The following is a 20944-nucleotide window of genomic DNA, read 5'->3' on the forward strand; positions in this document are numbered from 1 at the left end:
TCGGAGCCGTAAATCGGTAATCCCCTTATTCCCTCTGAGTGACCAGGTGAACGCTAATAGTCAGCCGTGACACCGGGGACGGGTATCAGCCAGTGATACGGGCGTCCGGGCGTCCGAGGCGGTCTGAGAGAATTGCGGTGTGATCTCTCGAATCGATCTGCGCGGCGATGCCCTCCCCGAGGGCGGCGCCCTGCGCGACCTGCTGCCCCGTGCCGAGTTCGACGTGGAAGCCGCCCTGGAGACGGTGCGGCCCATCTGCGAGGACGTACGCCATCGTGGCTCGGCGGCAGTGATCGACTGGGGGGAGAAACTCGACGGGGTACGGATCGTCTCGGTCCGCGTCCCCGCCGACGCGATCACCGGCGCGCTGGAGCAGCTCGACCCCGCCGTGCGCGCCGCCCTGGAGGAGTCGATCCGCCGCGCCCGCCTCGTCCACCGCGAGCAGCGCCGCACCACCCACACCACCCAGGTCGTACCCGGTGGCACCGTCACCGAGAAGTGGGTGCCCGTCGAGCGCGTCGGGCTGTACGTGCCGGGCGGGCGTTCGGTCTACCCGTCCTCCGTCGTGATGAACGTGGTCCCGGCCCAGGAGGCGGGTGTCGAGGGCGTCGCCGTCGCGTCCCCGCCGCAGAAGGACTTCGGGGGCCTGCCGCACCCGACGATCCTCGCCGCCTGCGCCCTGCTCGGGGTGGACGAGGTGTACGCGGCCGGCGGCTCCCAGGCCATCGCGATGTTCGCGTACGGCACCGAGGACTGCCTGCCCGTGAACCTCGTCACCGGCCCCGGCAACATCTACGTGGCCGCGGCCAAGCGCCTTCTCAAGGGCCGCATCGGCATCGACGCCGAGGCCGGCCCCACCGAGATCGCGATCCTCGCCGACGCCACCGCCGACCCGGTCCACGTCGCCGCCGACCTGATCAGCCAGGCCGAGCACGACCCGATGGCCGCCGCCGTCCTGGTCACCGACTCGGAGGAGCTCGCCGCAGCGACCGAGGCCGAGCTGAAGCCGCAGGTCGCGGCGACCAAGCACGTCACGGACCGGATCGAGCCCGCGCTGGCCGGCCGCCAGTCCGCGATCGTCCTGGTCAACGACCTGGAGGACGGCCTCAAGGTCGTCGACGCGTATGCCGCCGAGCACCTGGAGATCCAGACCGCCGACGCGGCGGCCGTCGCCGGCCGCGTCCGCAACGCCGGCGCGATCTTTGTCGGCCCCTGGTCCCCGGTCTCGCTCGGCGACTACTGCGCCGGCTCCAACCACGTCCTGCCCACCGGCGGCTGCGCCTGCCACTCCTCGGGCCTGTCCGTGCAGTCCTTCCTGCGCGGCATCCACATCGTCGACTACACGCGCGACGCGCTCGCCGAGGTCACCCACCACGTGGTGACCCTCGCCGAGGCGGAGGACCTCCCCGCCCACGGTGCCGCGCTCAAGGCCAGGTTCGGGTGGAAGGTTCCGCAGCAGTGACGAACGACAGCACGGCAGTGACGAACGACAGCACGGCAGTGACGGACGACAGCACGCCGGACGACAGCACCCCGCACAACGCCTGGGACGACCTCCCGATCCGCGAGGAACTGCGCGGCCAGTCCCCGTACGGCGCCCCCCAGCTCGACGTGCCCGTCCGGCTGAACACCAACGAGAACCCGTACCCGCTCCCCGACGCACTCGTCGACCGGATCGCCGAACGGGTCCGCGAGGCCGCCCGCGACCTCAACCGCTACCCCGACCGGGACGCCGTCGAGCTGCGCACCGAGCTCGCCCGCTACCTCACCCGCACCGCGGGGCACGAGGTCACCCGCGCCCACGTGTGGGCGGCCAACGGCTCCAACGAGGTGCTCCAGCAACTGCTCCAGACCTTCGGCGGCCCCGGACGCACCGCCATCGGCTTCGAGCCCTCGTACTCGATGCACGCCCTCATCGCCCGCGGCACCGGCACCGGCTGGATCTCCGGACCGCGCAACGAGGACTTCACCATCGACGTCGACGCGGCCCGCGCGGTCATCGCCGAGCGCCGCCCCGACGTCGTCTTCATCACCTCGCCCAACAACCCCACCGGCACCGCCGTCGACGCCGAGACCGTCCTCGCGCTGTACGACGCCGCGCAGGCCGCGGGGCCGTCGATGGTCGTGGTCGACGAGGCGTACGGCGAGTTCAGCCACCACGCCTCGCTGCTCCCGCTGATCGAGGGCCGCCGCCACCTGGTGCTCTCCCGCACCATGTCGAAGGCGTTCGGCGCCGCAGGACTGCGGCTCGGCTACCTCGCCGCGGACCCGGCCGTCGTCGACGCGGTCCAGCTGGTGCGGCTCCCGTACCACCTGTCGTCCGTCACCCAGGCCACCGCGCTCGCCGCCCTGGAGCACACCGATACGCTCCTCGGGTACGTCGCGCAGCTCAAGGGCGAGCGCGACCGGATCGTCACCGAGCTGCGCGCCCAAGGCTTCGACGTCACCGACTCGGACGCCAACTTCGTCCAGTTCGGCCGCTTCGCCGACAGCCACACCGCCTGGCGGCACATCCTCGACCGGGGCGTCCTGGTCCGGGACAACGGCGTACCGGGATGGCTGCGGGTCTCCGCAGGGACCCCGGCAGAGAACGACGCGTTCCTCGATGCGGTACGCGAACTGAAGAAGGAGCACGACGCATGACTCGCGAGGCCCGCGTAGGAAGAGTGGAGCGGACCACCAAGGAAACCTCCGTGCTCGTCGAGATCAACCTCGACGGCAGCGGCAAGGTCGATGTCGCGACCGGGGTCGGCTTCTACGACCACATGCTCGACCAGCTCGGCCGCCACGGACTGTTCGACCTCACGGTCAAGACCGACGGCGACCTGCACATCGACTCGCACCACACCATCGAGGACACCGCCCTCGCCCTCGGCGCCGCGTTCAAGCAGGCCCTCGGCGACAAGGTCGGCATCTACCGCTTCGGCAACTGCACCGTCCCGCTGGACGAGTCGCTCGCCCAGGTCACCGTCGACCTCTCCGGCCGCCCGTACCTCGTGCACACCGAGCCCGAGAACATGGCGCCGATGATCGGTGAGTACGACACGACGATGACCCGGCACATCCTGGAGTCCTTCGTCGCCCAGGCGCAGATCGCCCTGCACGTCCACGTCCCGTACGGGCGCAACGCCCACCACATCGTGGAGTGCCAGTTCAAGGCGCTCGCCCGGGCCCTGCGCTACGCCAGCGAGCACGACACCCGCGCGGCCGGCATCCTCCCCTCCACGAAGGGCGCCCTGTGACCGGCCTCAACACCATCCTGATCCTGGTCGGCCTCTTCCTGGCCGGCGGGGTCTACTCCTTCTCGAAGCAGGGCATGCCCAAGGGCGTCATCGTGCTGCTGTCGATCGCCTCCGTGATGTGCCTGGCAGCGGGCGTCATGCGGATCCAGGGCCTCTGGGACTGAGGGAGCACACGTGGATACGAAGAAGAAGGTCGTCGTCTTCGACTACGGCTTCGGCAACGTCCGGTCCGCCGAGCGCGCCCTCGCCCATGTCGGCGCCGACGTCGAGATCACCCGCGACTTCGACACGGCGATGAACGCCGACGGGCTGCTGGTGCCCGGCGTCGGTGCGTTCTCCGCCTGCATGGAGGGGCTGAAGAAGGCCCGCGGCGAATGGATCATCGGACGCCGGCTCTCCGGCGGACGCCCCGTCATGGGCATCTGCGTCGGCATGCAGATCCTCTTCGAGCGCGGCATCGAGCACGGAGTCGAGACCGAGGGCCTCGACGAGTGGCCCGGCACCGTCGGCCCGCTCCAGGCCGACATCGTCCCGCACATGGGATGGAACACGGTCCAGGCCCCCGAGGACTCCCGGCTGTTCGCCGGACTCGACGCCGAGGCCCGGTACTACTTCGTGCACTCGTACGCGGCGCACGACTGGTCCCTCGAAGTCACCAACGCCAAGATCCGTGCCCCCAAGGTCACCTGGGCCACGCACGGCGAACGGTTCGTGGCGGCCGTGGAGAACGGCGCGCTGTGGGCCACCCAGTTCCACCCCGAGAAGTCCGGCGATGCCGGCGCCCAGCTGCTGACCAACTGGATCGAGACGCTGTAATGCCGAAGCTTGAACTGCTCCCAGCCGTTGACGTCCGCGACGGCCAGGCGGTCCGCCTGGTGCACGGCGAGTCCGGCTCCGAGACCTCCTACGGCTCCCCCCTGGAAGCCGCACTCGCCTGGCAGCGCTCCGGCGCCGAGTGGCTGCACCTCGTCGACCTGGACGCCGCCTTCGGCACCGGTGACAACCGGGCGCTCATCGCCGAGGTGGCCGGCGCCATGGACATCAAGGTCGAGCTCTCCGGCGGCATCCGCGACGACGCCACGCTCGCCGCCGCCCTCGCCACCGGCTGCCGCCGCGTCAACCTCGGCACCGCCGCCCTGGAGACCCCCGAGTGGGTCGCCAAGGTCATCGCCGAGCACGGCGACAAGATCGCGGTCGGCCTCGACGTCCGCGGCACCACGCTGCGCGGCCGCGGCTGGACCCGTGACGGCGGCGACCTCTTCGAGACGCTCGCCCGTCTCGACTCCGAGGGCTGCGCCCGCTACGTCGTCACCGACATCGCCAAGGACGGCACGCTCCAGGGCCCCAACCTGGAGCTCCTGAGAGACGTCTGTGCCGCCACCGACAAGCCCGTCGTCGCCTCCGGCGGCGTCTCCTCGCTCGACGACCTGCGGGCCATCTCCTCACTCGTCCCGGCCGGTGTCGAGGGCGCGATCGTCGGCAAGGCGCTGTACGCGAAGGCGTTCACCCTCGAAGAGGCGCTGGAGGCGGTCTCCGTATGACCGACTCCGTCAAGCGCATCTCCTCCGGCGCCCCCTGGGAGGAGAAGTTCGGCTACTCCCGCGCCGTCGAACTGCCGAACGGGCTGGTGCTGGTGGCCGGGTGCACCTCCGTGGTGGGCGGGGAGATCTCCGCCGGCAGCCCCTACGAGCAGGCCGTCACCTCCTTCGAGGTCGCCTTCGAGGCGCTGAAGCAGGTGGGCCTCGGCCGCGAGGACGTCGTCCGCACCCGGATGTACGTCACGCACGCCCGGGACACGGACGAGGTCGGCCGCGCCCACAAGGAGCTGTTCGACGACGTCCGTCCCGCCGCCACCATGATCATCGTGTCCGGTTTCGTCGACCCGAGTCTGGTCGTCGAGGTCGAGGTCGAGGCCTACCGGGCAGGTGCCCGATGACGCTCGCGGTACGTGTCATCCCCTGCCTCGACGTGGACAACGGCCGGGTGGTCAAGGGCGTCAACTTCCAGAACCTGCGCGACGCCGGTGACCCCGTCGAGATGGCGAAGCTGTACGACGCCGAGGGCGCCGACGAGCTGACCTTCCTGGACATCACCGCGTCCAGCGGCGACCGGGAGACGACGTACGACGTGGTGCGCCGCACCGCCGAGCAGGTCTTCATCCCGCTCACCGTCGGGGGCGGCGTCCGCACCCCCGACGACGTCGACAAGCTCCTGCGGGCCGGCGCCGACAAGGTCGGCGTCAACACCGCGGCCATCGCCCGGCCGGAGCTGATCCGGGAGATCGCCGAACGCTTCGGCCGTCAGGTCCTGGTGCTCTCCGTGGACGCCCGGCGCACCCCCGCCGGCACCTTCGAGGTCACGACGCACGGCGGCCGCAAGGGCACCGGCATCGACGCCGTCGAATGGGCGCACCGGGCCGCCGAACTCGGCGCGGGCGAGATCCTGCTCAACTCGATGGACGCCGACGGCACCAAGGACGGCTACGACACCGAGATGATCGCCGCCGTACGGGGGCACGTGAGCGTTCCCGTCATCGCGTCCGGCGGCGCGGGCCGGCTCGCGGACTTCGCCCCGGCCGTCGAAGCCGGGGCCGACGCGGTCCTCGCCGCGTCCGTCTTCCACTTCGGTGATCTGCGGATCTCCGAGGTCAAGGGCGCTCTGCGGGAGGCCGGGCACCCGGTCCGCTGAGTACGCGCGGGGGAGCAACGGCCTTGAAGGCCGGTGAAGTTGCCGATGTGTGCCACCGGGGTGCACCGCGAGAGTGGCGACCGCCAGAGAACAACGGCGGTTCCACGCGGTGCACCCCGAAGCGGCTTTCGGTCCCTGCCCGGAGTGGCTCCCGCCACGACCGAGAGGCCCCCTCGTGCAGCACCTCCCCTCCGGCGACACCTCCCCGCGCCATCGGATGTCGAAGAGCCGTTCCCGCCTCGTCAAGGGCCTGCTGGCCGCCACCGTCGCCACCGCGGGCCTGTGCACCGCGCTGATGCCGGGCGCCCAGGCAGCCGACAACCCCTACGAGCGCGGCCCGGCACCCAGCAACTCGAGTATCGAGGCGAGCCGCGGCTCGTACGCGGTCTCGCAGACCAGCGTCTCCTCGCTCGGCGTCAGCGGTTTCGGCGGCGGCACGATCTACTACCCGACGTCGACCGCCGACGGCACCTTCGGCGCGGTCGCCATCTCGCCCGGCTTCACCGCCTACCAGTCCAGTATCGCCTGGCTCGGACCGCGGCTCGCCTCCCAGGGCTTCGTCGTCTTCACCATCGACACCAACACCACGGTGGACCAGCCCGACAGCCGCGGCCGCCAACTCCTGGCCGCGCTGGACTACCTGACACGGTCGAGCTCGGTACGCAGCCGGATCGACACCTCCCGGCTCGGCGTGATGGGCCACTCTATGGGCGGTGGCGGCACCCTGGAGGCCGCCAAGAGCCGCACCTCGCTGAAGGCGGCGATCCCGCTGACCGGCTGGAACCTCGACACCACCTGGCCCGAAGTCCGGACCCCCACACTGATCTTCGGTGCGGACGGCGACACGATCGCCCCGGTCGCCACCCACTCCGAGCCGTTCTACCAGTCGCTGCCGAGCACACTGGACAAGGCGTACGTGGAGCTGCGCGGGGCCACACACTTCACCCCGAACTCCTCCAACACCACGATCGCGAAGTACAGCATCTCGTGGCTGAAGCGCTTCATCGACAATGACAGCCGGTACGAGCAGTTCCTCTGCCCGATCCCGCAGGTGAGCCTCACGATCGCCGAGTCGCGGGGCAACTGCCCCCATACCTCGTAGTTCCTGACATCTGGTGAGGGCCGGACCGCGAACAGCGGCCCGGCCCTTCGCCGTCGGGGCCCCTGCCGGGCTCGGACGGGGTGCGGGAACGGGCCCGCGCTGTGCGCCCGCACAGTCAGGTCCGGCCCGCCTTGGGAGGGTGCCCCACAACCGGCCGGGCGCGGACCGGGGGCGGACGCGCGTCTTCCGGCACTGTTTACGCGGAAGTAACGTGCTGGTGTGACTTCATCGACGACCGTGCACAGTCCGCTCCGGCTGTACGGCCGCAGCGGTGAACTCGCCATCCTCGACACCCTGTTGGCCCGCCTGGGCGACGGTGACGGCGGCGCGCTGGTGCTGACCGCACTGCCCGGCGTCGGCCGCACCGCGCTCCTCGGCGAAGCCGTGGCCGCGCACCGTGGCCGACGCGCCGGGCCCGTTCTCTCCGCCACCGCGGCCCCCTCCGAACAACGGCTGCCGTACAGCGGGCTGCACGCCCTGCTCTGTTCCGCGCCGGGCCCGCTCCCGCTGCCCCCGGACCGGGTGCTGCGGGACGGCATCACCCCCACGGGCCTTCTCGTGCTGCTGCGACAACTCGGTGCGCGGCGCCCACTGTTGGTGTGCGTGGACGACGCGCACGCCTGGGACCCCGATTCGCGCGCCGCCCTCGTCTTCGCGGCCCGCAGGCTCGGCGCGGGCAGCCGGGTCGCGGTGGTGATCGGCGCCGGTGACGAGGCGAGCTTCGCGGGGCTGCCCGCGCTCCGGCTCGGCCCCCTCGACGACGACGCGGCGGCGGCCCTCCTGGACCGGATCACCGACGCCGCGGGCGCCGCCGACCAGGTCGACCCGGTGGTCCGCGGCGAACTCCTCCGGGAGGCGGCCGGCAACCCCCGGCTGCTCGCCGGCCTGGCCTCCCGGCTCACCCCCGACCAGCTGGCCGGCCGCACCCCGCCGCCCTATCCGCTGCCCGGCGCCGAGGACGTCCTGGACGCGCATGCCGCCCGCCTCGACGGGCTGCCCCCGGACACCCGCACGCTGCTCCTGCTCGCGGCCGCGGCCGAGGAACACGAGCAGGAGGGCGCCGGCGCGGACGTGGCCCTCCTGCTCCGCGCGGCCGCCACGGCGGGTCTCGGCCCCGCCGTGCTCGACCAGGCCCTGCTCACCCCGGCCGGCACCGCCGGGGCCCTCCAACGAGCGGGCGACCGCCTCCACTTCAGCCACCCGCTGCTGCGCCGCGCGGTCCTGCACCGGGCCTCCCCGCAACACCGCCGCGCCGTGCACGGACTGCTCGCCACCCTGCTGGTTCCCCCTGCGCAGCGCCCGTTCGGGGCTGCGCCGGGGGATCCGGCAGCCGGGCCGGCCCTGCTGCCCGCGCTCGTCCAGCGCGCCTCCGCGGCCGGGGGCCCCGACGACGGGCTGGCCGACGCGCTGGAGGCGGCGGCCGTGGCGCCCCGGCCGCATGGAGAGCGGGCGGCCGCGCTCGCCCGTGCCGCCGCGCTCTCCACCGACGAGGCGGTGCGGGCCGCCCGGTTCGCCGGCGCCGCCGAGCACACCCGGCTCGCGGGCGACACCGGCCGGGCCCGCGCGCTGCTGGCCCGGGCCGGCGCGCACCCCGCACACGACGGCGCGCATCTGGTGCGCGGACTGCTCGCCCTGCGCGACGGACCGGCCGCCGACGCCCACGAGGCCCTTCTCACCGCTGCGGCGCTGCTCGCACCGCACGACCCGCGCCGCGCGCTCGACGCCCATCTCGGGGCCGCCGAGGCCGCCTGGGCGATGGGCGACGCGCTCGCGTACCTCGACGCCATGACCCGTATCCCGGTCTCCGTGTCCGATCCGGCCCTCGCCCAGTACTGCGATGGCCTGAGCGCGGTGCTGTGCGGACGCATCGCCGAAGGGCAGGCCCTGCTGCGCCGCTGCCTCGACTCGGCCGGCCGGGCGCGCGACCCCGCCCCGCTGCTGCGCGGCGGCGCCTCGGCCCTGGTGCTGGGCGATGTCGACGCCGCGTGCAGGCTCGGGACGCGGGCGCTGGCCGCCGCACGGTCGGCCGGTCCCGAGGCCCTGCTGCCGCAGGCACTGGAGCACCTGGCGTACGCCGAGCTGCGGGCCGGCCGCCATGCCTCGGCGCGCGGCCACGCGCTGGAGGGCCTGCACGCCGCCCGACGCACCGGACAGCCCAACACCGCCTCCCACCTGCACGCCGTACTCGCCCTCGCCGCTTCCGTGGAGGGCGGTAACGAGGCATCCTGCGCCACCCATGCCGACGCGGCCCTCGCGGGGGCCGGGCCCCACGGACTCGCCCAGGCCGCGACCCTCGCCACCTGGGCCCTGGCCCGCGCGGACCTGGCGGCGGGGCGCTCCGGCGCGGCCGCGGCCCGGCTCGACCCGCTCGTGCGGCCCGGCCCCCGGCGCGGGCACTTCGCCACCCGGATGCTCGCCGTACCGTGCTACGTCGAGGCGTCCGTCCTGGCAGGGCGGGCGGACCGGGGCAGGGGAGCGGACCCGGTCGCCGAGGCGGTGGCGGAGTTCGCCGTCTGGGTCACGCGGACCACCGACCCCCAGGCCCCCGCCCAACTGGCCCGCTGCCGCGCCCTGCTGGCGGCACCGGCCGATGTGGCCGGACGGTACGAGGAGGCGCTCGCCCACCACGACCGCGCGGGCGGCGACTTCGAACGCGCCCGCACCCAGCTGCTGTACGGGGCGTGGCTGCGCCGGCGCCGCCGGACCCGGGAGGCCAGAGGCCCGCTGCGGGACGCCCTGGTCGCCTTCGAGCGGTGCGGTGCGCGGGCCTGGACCGACAGGGCGAGCGGTGAACTACGGGCCGCCGGCGAGGCGGTGGAGGGCCCGGCCACGGCCGGCGGCACGGACCCGCTGACCGCGCTGACCCCGCAGCAGCAGCGCATCGCCCGGTGCGTCGCGGAGGGGGCCACCAACCGCGAGGTGGCACTGCGCCTCTCGGTGAGCACCCGGACCGTCGACCACCATCTGCGCAATGTGTTCGCCGCGCTCGGCGTGCGGTCCAGGACCGAGCTGGCCAGGTTGCTGGACCGCTGAGAGGGGCCGGCGCGGGGCCGGTACGGGGCCGATGCGACGCCCCGGTTTCGGCTCCGAGGCCGGGAGGTTGCAGGACCGTGATGAGAAGTACGCCGCAAACCTCTAGGTACCGACTGGGCGGTATGCCATTCTGCGGGCGTCAGGATGATTCGGTGTGCTCATGCCCAACGCCGGGCTGGGTGAACCGGAGCCGGCCGTATTCCGGAGCCGGCCGAATCCCGGTGGAGGCCGCCATGCCGCAGGTCGTACGTTCACGGGTCAGGGCGTTGCACGGGCCGCCCCCCGTCGCTCCGATGCCGCGCCGCTTCCGTTCGCTGGCCGATCGCGAGGCCGTCGCCGTACTGCACCGGGCTGCCCGGGCGCTGGTAGAGGCGCTGCCGGAGCTGACGGACCGGCTGGTCGAGGCGCTGCGCGAGCAGGAGCCCGCCTACCGCTCGGCCATCGAGGCCGACGCGGCGGAGATCTGGCAGGAGGTGCACCACTCGCTGCGGCACAACGTCGGGTCACTGATCCAGCCCCGGGAGTTCCGGGAGGCCGCCCACCGCACCTCCCGGCGGATCGGTGAGGTCCGGGCCGAGCAGGGCCTGCCGCTCGACGCGGTCCTGCACGCCTTCCGGATGGGCGGTGCGATGGTATGGCAGGACCTGGTGGACGACACCGCACGCCGCCACCCCGAGGACATCCGGCTGCTGGTGCACGTCGCGGCGGACGTCTGGAACTTCGTGGACGAGCACTGCGGTGTCGTCGCGGACGCCTACCGCCAGACCGAGCGCCGGCTGGCCTGGCGGCGGGAGAACCGCCAGCGCCTGATGACGGCGGCACTGCTGGACGGCACCGCGCAGATCGCCGAACTGCCGGACGCCGCAGCGATGCTGGGGCTGCCCGAGCACGGCAGGTACGCCGTGCTCGCGGTCTCCACCGCCCGTCGCGCCCCGCACGGCACCGCGCAGCCGCCGATGACGCTGCCCGCCGGCACGGACGCCCTCTGGCACCCGGGCCCGGACGCGGAGTTCGCGATCCTGCCGCTGGCCTGGAGCGAGGGGGCGGCGGACCCCACCGTCACGCTCACCGGGCCGGCGACCGCGGAGGGGGACGAGGTGTCTGCCGGCCCGGTCGACGAGGACGGAGAACTCGCCTCGCTGGCCGCCGGGTTGACCGCACCGCCGGGCGCCCGTGTCGGCATCAGCTCCGTCGTCAACGGACTGGCGGCCGTCGGGGACGCCCGGCGGCTCGCCGAGACCGCCCTGCGGGCCTGCCCGGCCGGGGGCGGGGTCGTCCTGCTCGACGAGCAACTGCCCGCCGCCCTGGTCGTTTCGTCCCCGGGGCTCGGCTCGGCGCTGGCCGCGCGAGTGCTGGGACCGCTGGACCGGCTGGACCCGGCGGACCGCGACGTGATCATCGAGACCCTCACGGCGTGGTTTGACTCGGACGGTTCCGCGCAGCGGGCGGGGGCCCGGCTCTACTGCCACCGCAACACGGTCCTGAACCGGCTGCGCCGCTTCGAGCAGTTGACGGGCCGCTGTCTGACCCGCCCGTCCGACGCGGTCGAGGTCTCCCTCGCCCTGACGGCGCGGCGCCTGCTCGCGAGCTGACGGGGGGCGCGGCCTCCACGGACACAACCGTGTCCTCCACGGCGCGGCCCCCGCCGGCCGGCGGGGGCTGTGCTCGCGCACAGTCCTCGCCCGTACCGGCTGTACCCGCGCAGCGCCCCCGCACCGCCCGCTGTACGCGGCCCCGGGCAGCTGATGCCGTAACCGGCATGCCTTCCGCCCTTCCGACACCCCGCACGCCACGCGCCCCCGCGAGCGCCTGCGCACCTGCCGCCACCCCCGCCCCGGCCCCGGGACCGCGCCGGTGAGCGGCGGCATCGACGCCCGGTCGCTGGCCGTGGTCGTCTTCCTCGGCTTCGTCGCCGTGTCGCTGCTGCTGTGCGGGCTGGCCGCGGCGGACCAGGACGACCCGGAACACTTCTACGCGGGTGGCGGCTCCGCCCTCGGTCCGGCCGGGAGCGGGCTGGCCATCGCCGGTGACTACATCTCGGCCGCCACCCTGCTCTCCACCACCGGGTCCGTCGCCCTCGCCGGTTTCGACGGCATCCTCTTCGCCGTCGCCACGGTCGCCTCCCTGGTCCTGGTCATGCGGATCCTGGCCGAACCGATGCGCCGCAAGGGCGTGTTCACCCTCGGAGACTTCCTGGCGGACCGGCTCGGAGACCCGACCGTACGCCGCGCCCTCGGGATCACCACCCTGGTCGTCCTGGCCCCCCTCCTGCTGGTCCAACTCGCCACCGCGGGCCGGGTCATGGCCTCCGTGTTCGGGCTGCCCGACGGCGCGCTCACCAGTTGTACCGTCGCCAGCGGTGCCCTGATGGTCTGCTACTCCGCCGTCGGCGGCATGCGCGGCACCGGCTACATCCAGATCGTCAAGGTCGCGGTGGTGCTGGCCGCGGTGACCCTGCTCGCAGGGCTGGTGCTCGCCCGCTACGGCTGGAACCCGTTCGCCCTCTTCGACGCCGCACAGCAGGGCAGCGGCGCGGGCGGTTCCTACGCACGCCCCGGACTCCAGTTCGGTCACTCCTTCGCCGGCGTCCTGGACCTCCTCGGCTTCCAGCTCACCCTGGTCCTCGGGGCCGCCTGCATGCCGCACATCATGATGCGGCTCCACCCCATGCGCGACAGCTGGACCGTGCGCCGCGCCACCGTCTGGGCGGCGGCGCCGGTCGCCTTCCTGTGCACCGGCATCGTCGTGGTCGGCCTCGGCGCGTCCGCCCTGCTCGGCCACAAGATCATCCAGGCCGCCGACCCGGCGGGCGGCACCGCGCTGCTCCTGGTGACCGGCGCGCTCGACCCGGGCGCCGACGGGCCGCGCGAGAGCCTGCTGTTCGCGTTCGTGGCCTGCGCGGTGTTCGCCACCACGCTGGCCGCGGTGGCCGGCATCACCCTGGCCGCCGCCTCGTCACTCGCCCGCGACTTCGCGGCGAAGGCCCGGTCCCGTACGGCCCCCCGGTCCGACTGGTCGGCCGGGCGCGAGATCCTCCGGGCCCGGCTGGCCGTCGTCCTGACCGGCGCGCTGTCCGTCTACGTGTCGACGTACACGCACGACCGCAATCCGCAGGTGCTGCTCTCGCTCTCGTTCGCCGCAGCCGCCTCCGTACTGCCGCCGGTCCTGCTGTACGCGCTGTTCCGGCCGGGCTTCAACGCGCGCGGGGTGCGCTGGACGGTCTACGGCACGCTGCCGCTGATCGCGGTCCTGATGGTGTTCTCGCCCGCCTTCTCCGGCACTCACATCGCACTGTTCCCGTCCCGCGACTTCCACTGGTTCCCGCTCCAGACGCCGGGGCTGGTCACGATCCCGGCCGGATTCCTCCTGGGGTACCTGGGGTCCCGTGCCGGGCGGCGGAAGCGGTCGGCACCGGCCCGTCGCGCAACATTTATTGCGCAATAGATATTGCGCAAATTTTCTTTCCTATCTACCGTGAAGGGCATGGCAAGCAACGAATCACGCCGGGTGTCCGACCTCGGCACGCTCAAGGCGTTCGGACACCCCCTGCGGATGAAGCTGTACCGGGCGCTCTACATCGCCCGGCAGGCCACCGCATCCCAGCTCGCCGAGCAGGTGGACGAACAGGTCTCGCTGGTCAGCTACCACCTGCGCAAGCTCGCCGACCACGGCCTGATCGAGGAGGTCGACCGTGAGGGCGGGGACGGCCGCGAGCGCTGGTGGCAGCCCGCGTCGAAGGGGCTGCGCTTCCACGACGAGGACTTCAACGACGCCCCCGAGAAGGCCGCCACCCACACCGCCGTCAGCCGGCTCTCGTTCGACCAGCACATCGAGCTGTACCGCCGCCACCTCGACACGTACCAGAGCTGGTCCCCCCAGTGGCGCAAGGGTTCCTTCGGCTCGGAGTACCTGGCCCGGCTGACCGCCGAGGAGCTCACCGCCCTCGAGCGCGAGCTGGACGCGGTCATCAACCGGTACGAGGAACAGGGTCGCGCACGCGACGAGGCCGGCGACACGGAGAACCGCGAGAACGTCGCACTGCACCTGTACGGCTTCCCGTTCCGGACCTGACCCGCCGACCCGAGAGGACGACCCCGTGACCGTCACCCTCCCCGCCGGCCAGGACACCGGACGCCCCGCCCACCGCGACGGCAACGTCCTGCGCTGGCTCGGCGCCTACACGGCGTCCACGATCGGCGACAGCGTCTACTACATGGCCCTCGCCTGGGCCGCCGCCCGCTCAGGCAGCGCCGCCCAGACCGGTCTGGTGCTCGCCGCCGGCTCCATACCCCGGGCCATGCTCCTGCTCGGCGGGGGAGTGCTCGCCGACCGGTTCGGCCCCCGCCGCGTCGTCGTCGCGAGCGACACCGCCCGCTGCCTCGTCATCCTGGGCCTGGCCGGCACCCTGCTCCTCACCTCGCCGACGGTGTGGATGCTGGTCGCCGTCGCGCTCGTCTTCGGCGCGGTCGACGCCCTCTTCCTGCCCGCCGTCGGCGCCCTGCCGCCACGGATCACCGCCGCCTCCCAGCTCGCCCGGGTCCAGGGCATGCGCGGCCTCGCCACCCGTACGGCCAACGTCGTCGGCGCCCCGCTCGGCGGCGTCGCGGTCGCCCTCGGCGGACCGGTCCTCGCCTTCGCCGCGGCGGGCGTGCTCTTCGCCGTCTCCCTGCCCCTGCTGCTGGCCGTACGGATGAGTCCACTGCCGGCGGTCGACGCGGCCGACGCCGAACCCGCCGGGACCGCCTGGCGGGAGCTGGCCGACGGACTGGGATACATCCGCCGCCACCCGATGCTCGGCCCCCTGATGCTCGTCGTCGCCGTCAGCGAACTCGGCTTCGTCGGCCCGCTCAACCTCGGCCTGATCCTCCTCAGCGAGGAACGCGGCTGGGGTGCCTCCGGCATGGGCTGGGTCATCGCCGCCTTCGGCACCGGCGCGGGCGCCTCGGCCCTGCTGCTCACCGTGCGCGGACGCGTCCCCCGGGCCGGACTCGTCATGTGCCTCGCCGTGCTGACCGGCGCCGTCGCCATCGGAGCCCTGGCGTACGCACCGTCCGTTCCGCTCGCCGCAGGGGTCGCGGTGCTCATCGGACTCTTCGCCGGGCTCGGCGGCGCCCTGTGCGGGGCCCTCACGCAGACCGCCGCCGACCCCGCCTACCTGGGCCGCGTCACCTCGGTCTCGACGCTCTTCACCCACGCCCTGGCGCCGCTCAGCTACCCCGTCACCGGAGCCGCCGTCGCGCTCTGGGGCACCGGCCCGGTCTTCGTCGCCAGCGCCTTGCTCTGCGCGGCGGGGGCGGTGACGGGCCTGCTCCTCGCACCGCTGCGCCGCGCGGAGCTCCCGGGCTGAGGTCTACATCCCGAGCTTCGCCGTCGTCAGCCGGCCGATCGCGTCCTTCTCGCCCTCCAGCTCCACCCGCGCCGCGTCCTGCCGCCCGAACGCGAACAGCAGCAGCTCGCCCGGCTCACCCGTCACGGTCACCACCGGGGTGCCCTTGTGCGCGACCGCCGTCTGCCCGTCCGGGCGGCGCAGCACCAGCCCCACCGGCGCCTTGCGCCCCAGGACCCGCGCCGCTTTCTCCGTACGCGACCACAGGACATCGGCGAACACCGGGTCCAGCTCCCGCACCGACCAGTCCGGCTGCGCCCGGCGGACGTCCTCCGTGTGCACGTAGAACTCGACGGTGTTGGCCGCCTCGTCCACCTGCTTCAGACCGAACGGGGACATGCGCGGCGGACCCGTACGGATGAGCTGGATCAGTTCCTCGTAAGGCTTCCCGGTGAACTCGGCCAGGACCCGCTCACTCCGGTTCTTCAGCGGACCGATCAGGGTGCCGGCCGCCGCGTCCGGCCGGCGCTCCCGCACCACCACATGGGCCGCCAGATCGCGGGCCGTCCAGCCGTGGCAGAGCGTCGGGGCCTCCGGGCCCACGGCCTCCAACAGGTCGGCAAGCAGAAGTCGTTCGCGCTTCGCATGGGTCGACATGCCCGCCAGCGTACGACCGGTGTCCACCGTCCGCCCAGTGGACGCACGCCCGAATGCCCTCCTCGACCACGGCACAATGGGCACATGACCAGCACGCCCACGCCCGGCACCCCCCGTCCCGCCAGCGACCTCGACCCCGACATCGCCGCCCGCCTCAAGCGCGGCGCCGACGGGCTGGTCCCGGCCATCGCCCAGCAGTACGACACCGGCGAGGTGCTGATGCTCGGCTGGATGGACGACGAGGCGCTGCACCGCACCCTCACCACCGGCCGCTGCACCTACTGGTCGCGCAGCCGCCAGGAGTACTGGGTCAAGGGCGACACCTCCGGCCACATCCAGCTGGTCAAGTCCGTAGCCCTGGACTGCGACGCCGACACCGTCCTCGTCAGGGTCGACCAGACGGGCGCCGCCTGCCACACGGGCGACCGCACCTGTTTCGACGCCGACGTCCTGCCCCCAGGGGGTGCCTCGCCGACCAGGGCCGGGTCCGCGGCGTCTGGTACGGCACCTCGCGGCGTTACCGAAACGTCCTGATCGCTCCGCGATGAGGACGCCCCGGCGCCTTGCGATGCACCGCACCAGACGCCGCGGCCTGATCCGACCCTGGTCGGCGAGGCACCCCCTCGGACAGTAGGGTCTGCCGCCATGGACCTCGACACCTTCCGCAAGCTGGCCGTCGACCGGCGCGTCATCCCCGTCACCCGCCGGCTCCTCGCGGACGGCGACACCCCGGTCGGCCTCTACCGCAAGCTCGCGGGGGAGCGCACCGGCACCTTCCTCCTCGAATCCGCGGAGAACGGCCGCACCTGGTCGCGGTACTCCTTCATCGGCGTACGCAGCGCCGCCACGCTCACCACGAAGGACGGCAGGGCCCACTGGCTCGGCACCCCGCCGGTCGGCGTCCCCGTCGAGGGAGACCCGCTCCAGGCCCTGCGCGCGACCATCGAGACGCTCCACACCCCGCACGACCAGGAATCCGGGCTGCCGCCCTTCACCGGCGGCATGGTCGGCTACCTCGGCTACGACGTCGTGCGCCGGCTGGAGAGGATCGGCGAGAGCGGCGGCGACGACCTGAAGCTGCCCGAGCTGACGATGCTGCTCACCTCCGACCTCGCCGTCCTCGACCACTGGGACGGCAGCGTCCTGCTGATCGCCAACGCGATCAACCACAACGACCTGGCCACCGGCGCCGACGAGGCGTACGCCGACGCCGTCGCCCGGCTCGACGCCATGGAGCGGGACCTCAGCCGTCCCGTCGAGAACGCGCCCGCCGCCCTCCCGCCGTCCGAACTCCCGCCGTACACCGCCCTCTGGGGCGGCCCCGCGTACCAGGACGCGGTCGAGGACGTGAAGGAGCGCATCCGGGCCGGTGAGGCCTTCCAGGTCGTCCCCTCCCAGCGCTTCGAAACCCCGTGCACGGCCAGTGCGTTGGACGTCTACCGGGTGCTGCGCGCCACCAACCCCTCGCCGTACATGTACCTCTTCCGCTTCGACGGCTTCGACGTCGCGGGCTCCAGCCCCGAGGCCCTCGTCAAGGTCGAGGACGGCCGCGCGATGCTCCACCCGATCGCCGGCACCCGGCACCGCGGCGCCACCCCCCAGGAGGACCAGGCGCTCGCCGACGAGCTCCTCGCCGACCCGAAGGAACGCGCCGAGCACCTGATGCTCGTCGACCTCGGCCGCAACGACCTGGGACGGGTCTGCGAACCCGGCAGCGTCGAGGTCGTCGACTTCATGTCGATCGAGCGCTACTCGCATGTGATGCACATCGTGTCCACCGTCACCGGCCGCGTCGCCGAGGGCCGCACCGCCTTCGACGTCCTCACCGCGTGCTTCCCGGCGGGCACCTTGTCCGGCGCCCCCAAACCGCGCGCCATGCAGATCATCGAGGAGCTCGAACCCACCCGCCGTGGACTGTACGGCGGCTGCGTCGGCTACCTCGACTTCGCCGGGGACTCCGACACCGCCATCGCGATCCGTACCGCACTGCTGCGGGACGGCACGGCATACGTCCAGGCCGGAGCCGGTGTCGTCGCCGATTCCGACCCGGTCGCCGAGGACACCGAGTGCCGCAACAAGGCCGCGGCGGTGCTGCGCGCCGTACACACGGCGAACCGGCTCGGCGGCAGCTGAGACAGGCCCCACAAGGGGGGCGGTCGGCTGCCCGGAGGACGTAAGGGATAGTGGAGTACGTGAGTGCTGTCCCCGTACCCCAGCCCCGTGCCGAAGCCGCCGCCGCGCCCGACAGCGCGGGAAGCCGCCGAAGCCTTGCGGCCGGCCTGCTCCTCGGGGCGGCCGGAGCCACTGTCGTCCTGCTCGCCTCCGGGCAGACCTGGGCCGGGGGCAAGGCCGCAGTAGGCGGCGGCACCCTGGCGCTGAACGCCGAGGGGCAGGACGTCACCGGCCTCCCCGCGGCCCTCGCCATAGTCGGCCTGGCCGCCCTCGTCGCCGTCTTCGCCGTCCGCGGCACCGGCCGGCTGGCCGTCGCGGGACTGCTGACCCTCAGCGGGCTCGGCGCCGCACTGAGCGCCTACCTCGGCGCCACCGACAGCGCCGCGCTCGACGAGAAGGCCGCCCAGTCCACCGGCGACAGCTCGGCCACCATCGAGGCCCTCAGCCACACCGCCTGGCCCTACGTCACCGCGGCCGGCGGACTGCTGATCCTCCTCGCCGGGCTCCTCGCCCTGCGCTACGGCAGCCGCTGGCCCACGATGTCCGGCCGGTACGAGCGCGACGGCACCCCGCGTCCGCGCAAGGTCCGTCGCCCCGCCCCTGACCCCGACCGGCCCGAGGACCTGTGGAAGGCCCTCGACCGCGGCGAGGACCCGACGCGCGAGGCATGACCCCCCAGCTCACGTCGCACCCGCCCGTACGGGACAATGACCCTGAGCTCGCAGCACAGCGGCACCCACAGCGGCACGGTCGCGGCGACCCCGAGCGATACCAACAGCGCAACACCAACGAGGAGCAACTCATGGCGGGCAGCAGCCACGGACACACCCCGGCCGCCTGGACCGGTGTCATCATCGCCTTCATCGGCTTCTGCATCGCGGGCGTCTTCATGGTCGCGGCCAACCCGCTCGGCTTCTGGGCCGGTATCGCCGTCGTCCTCATCGGCGGGATCGTCGGTTTCGCGATGAAGGCCGCCGGCCTCGGCATGCCGAAGGAGTCGGCGGAGCTGGCCGAGGCCAGGGCCCGCGCCGGGCAGGCGCAGATCTCCTGAAGCGGTCCCAGCGACGCACGCGCACAAGGCGCAGCCCGGTCCGGGCTGCGCCTTTCCGTCATCGCGGCGACAATCACCGAGTGGACCCATCGCCTTCTCCCGCTCCGCCTTCTCCCGCTCCGCCGGCGCCCGGCCCCCAGTCGGTGCCCGGCCCGCCCCCGGCGCCCGGCCCTCAGGGGGCCCCGCCGGTCTTCCCGCCCGCTCCCGTGCCCGTCTCACGGCTGCGACGGATCGCGACCCCGGCCGCCGTCCTGGCCGGCGTCGTCGGGGCCTTCGCCTACGTCGGCAGCGTCGACCCCAACGAGCCGGGCCACTACCCGGTCTGCCCGCTGCTCCGGTTCACCGGCATCTACTGCCCGGGCTGCGGCGGACTGCGCAGCGCCCACGCCTTCGCGCACGGTGACATCGTGGCGGCGCTCGGTGCCAACGCCCTCGCGGTCGTCGGATACGTGGCCTTCGCCGCGCTCTGGGCCCTCTGGGCGGTCCGCGCGGCCACCGGGAGGCCGCTGCGGATCGACCTGAAACCGGTCCACTGGTGGGGGATCGGAGCCGTAATGCTGATCTTCTCCGTGGTCCGGAACCTGCCGTTCGGATCGGCGCTGGCGCCGTGATTGCCCAGGTAGTGGGACATTCGTCGGTCGGATGCGAGCCCATCGGCTTCCTGCGGATACCATCGGCAGGGCCAGTCCTGTTCCCTTATCAACGTCCCGGAAGGGGGCCTCTCGCGTGAGTGTGCTCGACGAGATCATCGACGGCGTCCGCGCCGACCTCGCGGAGCGGCAGGCGCGCGTCAGCCTCGACGAGCTCAAGGAACGCGCGGCCCGCGCTCCCCAGGCCAAGGACGGAGTCGCCGCCCTGCGCGGCGAGGGCGTGACCGTCATCTGCGAGGTCAAGCGCTCCAGCCCCTCCAAGGGCGCCCTTGCCGCCATCGCCGACCCGGCCGCGCTCGCCGCGGACTACGAGGCCGGCGGCGCGTCCGTCATCTCCGTCCTCACCGAGGAGCGCCGCTTCGGCGGATCGCTGGGCGACCTGGAGGCCGTCCGCGCCAAGGTCGACATCCCGATCCTGCGCAAGGACTTCATCGTCACCTCGTACCAGCTGTGGGAGGCACGCGCCTACGGCGCCGACCTCGCCCTGCTGATCGTCGCCGCCCTCGACCAGGAGGCCCTCGTCTCCCTGATCGAGCGCGCCGAGTCCATCGGCCTGACGCCGCTGGTCGAGGCGCACGACGAGGAGGAGGCCGAGCGTGCGGTGGACGCCGGCGCGAAGATCATCGGCGTCAACGCCCGCAACCTGAAGGACCTCAAGGTCGACCGCTCCACCTTCGAGCGCGTCGCCCCCGAGATCCCCGACCACATCGTCAAGATCGCCGAGTCCGGCGTTCGCGGACCGCACGACCTCATCGCCTACGCCAACGCGGGCGCGGACGGTGTGCTGGTCGGCGAGTCCCTGGTCACGGGCCGCGACCCGCGGTCGGCCGTCGCCGACCTGGTCGCCGCCGGCGCCCACCCGGCGCTCCGGCACGGACGGAACTGACCTAGGGCCGGTGTGCGCACCGGGGCCCGCGAGCCCGGCCTGATCCAAACGAAACTGCCGCGTTGTCGTCGGTCGCCAATGCTCCGCAGTGACTCCCTCCTCCGCCTTGCAGCTGCACGCACCGGACCCCGCTCCCT

Annotated in this window: 21 protein-coding genes; 20 read left to right on the forward strand and 1 reads right to left on the reverse strand. The window is 73.2% G+C overall.

Annotation, left to right across the window (positions count from 1 at the left end; all coding sequences use genetic code 11):
- Positions 1-139: 139 nt before the first annotated feature.
- The 14 genes from hisD (at position 140) to ACIBJG_RS08765 (ending at position 15412) form a co-directional block, all read left to right on the forward strand.
- On the forward strand, positions 140-1462 hold the full coding sequence (gene hisD / locus ACIBJG_RS08700; protein WP_399305686.1) for a histidinol dehydrogenase: 1323 nt from the start codon (positions 140-142) through the stop codon (positions 1460-1462).
- A 38-nt stretch (positions 1463-1500) separates the two neighbouring features.
- Positions 1501-2643, forward strand: coding sequence for a histidinol-phosphate transaminase (locus tag ACIBJG_RS08705; protein WP_399306274.1), 1143 nt, complete (start codon positions 1501-1503; stop codon positions 2641-2643).
- Positions 2640-3242: an imidazoleglycerol-phosphate dehydratase HisB gene (hisB, locus tag ACIBJG_RS08710; RefSeq protein ID WP_359350256.1), complete on the forward strand. Its 603-nt coding sequence runs from the start codon at positions 2640-2642 to the stop codon at positions 3240-3242. Before ACIBJG_RS08705 ends, hisB begins: the two co-directional genes overlap by 4 nt.
- Positions 3239-3406, forward strand: a complete 168-nt coding sequence (locus ACIBJG_RS08715) for a hypothetical protein (protein WP_399305688.1) — start codon at positions 3239-3241, stop codon at positions 3404-3406. The genes hisB and ACIBJG_RS08715 overlap by 4 nt, the downstream gene beginning before the upstream one ends.
- 10 nt (positions 3407-3416) lie before the next feature.
- Positions 3417-4058 (forward strand): imidazole glycerol phosphate synthase subunit HisH, encoded by a 642-nt coding sequence (hisH, locus tag ACIBJG_RS08720; protein WP_399305691.1) that lies wholly within the window; start codon positions 3417-3419, stop codon positions 4056-4058.
- Positions 4058-4783, forward strand: a complete 726-nt coding sequence (gene priA / locus ACIBJG_RS08725; RefSeq protein ID WP_399305694.1) for a bifunctional 1-(5-phosphoribosyl)-5-((5-phosphoribosylamino)methylideneamino)imidazole-4-carboxamide isomerase/phosphoribosylanthranilate isomerase PriA — start codon at positions 4058-4060, stop codon at positions 4781-4783. Before hisH ends, priA begins: the two co-directional genes overlap by 1 nt.
- A complete protein-coding gene (locus ACIBJG_RS08730) occupies positions 4780-5178 on the forward strand; it encodes a RidA family protein (RefSeq protein ID WP_399305697.1) in 399 nt (132 codons plus the stop codon). Before priA ends, ACIBJG_RS08730 begins: the two co-directional genes overlap by 4 nt.
- Positions 5175-5930 carry an imidazole glycerol phosphate synthase subunit HisF gene (gene hisF, locus ACIBJG_RS08735; protein WP_399305700.1) on the forward strand — a complete coding sequence of 252 codons (756 nt, stop codon included), beginning with the start codon at positions 5175-5177 and terminating at the stop codon, positions 5928-5930. The genes ACIBJG_RS08730 and hisF overlap by 4 nt, the downstream gene beginning before the upstream one ends.
- Before the next feature lie 217 nt (positions 5931-6147).
- Positions 6148-7032, forward strand: coding sequence for an alpha/beta hydrolase family protein (locus tag ACIBJG_RS08740; protein WP_399306277.1), 885 nt, complete (start codon positions 6148-6150; stop codon positions 7030-7032).
- A gap of 237 nt (positions 7033-7269) precedes the next feature.
- Positions 7270-10065: a LuxR C-terminal-related transcriptional regulator gene (locus ACIBJG_RS08745; protein ID WP_399306280.1), complete on the forward strand. Its 2796-nt coding sequence runs from the start codon at positions 7270-7272 to the stop codon at positions 10063-10065.
- A 233-nt stretch (positions 10066-10298) separates the two neighbouring features.
- Positions 10299-11657, forward strand: coding sequence for a PucR family transcriptional regulator (locus ACIBJG_RS08750; protein ID WP_399305703.1), 1359 nt, complete (start codon positions 10299-10301; stop codon positions 11655-11657).
- Positions 11658-11919: 262 nt separating this feature from the next.
- On the forward strand, positions 11920-13509 hold the full coding sequence (locus ACIBJG_RS08755; RefSeq protein WP_399305706.1) for a cation acetate symporter: 1590 nt from the start codon (positions 11920-11922) through the stop codon (positions 13507-13509).
- A 39-nt stretch (positions 13510-13548) separates the two neighbouring features.
- Positions 13549-14136, forward strand: coding sequence for an ArsR/SmtB family transcription factor (locus ACIBJG_RS08760; protein ID WP_399305708.1), 588 nt, complete (start codon positions 13549-13551; stop codon positions 14134-14136).
- 25 nt (positions 14137-14161) lie between these two features.
- Positions 14162-15412, forward strand: coding sequence for an MFS transporter (locus ACIBJG_RS08765; protein WP_399305710.1), 1251 nt, complete (start codon positions 14162-14164; stop codon positions 15410-15412).
- Between the two features lie 3 nt (positions 15413-15415).
- Here ACIBJG_RS08765 and ACIBJG_RS08770 read toward each other — a convergent pair whose 3' ends face one another.
- On the reverse strand, positions 15416-16048 hold the full coding sequence (locus ACIBJG_RS08770) for a TIGR03085 family metal-binding protein (RefSeq protein ID WP_399305713.1): 633 nt from the start codon (positions 16046-16048) through the stop codon (positions 15416-15418).
- Between the two features lie 84 nt (positions 16049-16132).
- On the opposite strand from ACIBJG_RS08770, the gene hisI reads away from it, so the two are divergent.
- The 6 genes from hisI to trpC all read left to right on the forward strand — a co-directional run bounded on the left by hisI (position 16133) and on the right by trpC (position 20807).
- Entirely contained in the window at positions 16133-16582 is a 450-nt protein-coding gene (gene hisI, locus ACIBJG_RS08775; protein ID WP_399305716.1) for a phosphoribosyl-AMP cyclohydrolase, read from the forward strand.
- A gap of 111 nt (positions 16583-16693) precedes the next feature.
- Positions 16694-18181, forward strand: coding sequence for an anthranilate synthase component I (locus tag ACIBJG_RS08780; RefSeq protein ID WP_399305719.1), 1488 nt, complete (start codon positions 16694-16696; stop codon positions 18179-18181).
- A gap of 50 nt (positions 18182-18231) precedes the next feature.
- Positions 18232-18891, forward strand: a complete 660-nt coding sequence (locus tag ACIBJG_RS08785; RefSeq protein WP_399305721.1) for a TIGR02234 family membrane protein — start codon at positions 18232-18234, stop codon at positions 18889-18891.
- Positions 18892-19022: 131 nt separating this feature from the next.
- Positions 19023-19271 carry an HGxxPAAW family protein gene (locus tag ACIBJG_RS08790; RefSeq protein WP_399305724.1) on the forward strand — a complete coding sequence of 83 codons (249 nt, stop codon included), beginning with the start codon at positions 19023-19025 and terminating at the stop codon, positions 19269-19271.
- A gap of 143 nt (positions 19272-19414) precedes the next feature.
- Positions 19415-19882, forward strand: coding sequence for a DUF2752 domain-containing protein (locus tag ACIBJG_RS08795; RefSeq protein ID WP_399306283.1), 468 nt, complete (start codon positions 19415-19417; stop codon positions 19880-19882).
- Positions 19883-19997: 115 nt separating this feature from the next.
- Positions 19998-20807: an indole-3-glycerol phosphate synthase TrpC gene (gene trpC / locus ACIBJG_RS08800; protein ID WP_399305727.1), complete on the forward strand. Its 810-nt coding sequence runs from the start codon at positions 19998-20000 to the stop codon at positions 20805-20807.
- Positions 20808-20944: the final 137 nt, after the last annotated feature.

It is taken from the genome of Streptomyces sp. NPDC050422 (assembly GCF_044458665.1).
GTDB lineage: Bacteria > Actinomycetota > Actinomycetes > Streptomycetales > Streptomycetaceae > Streptomyces.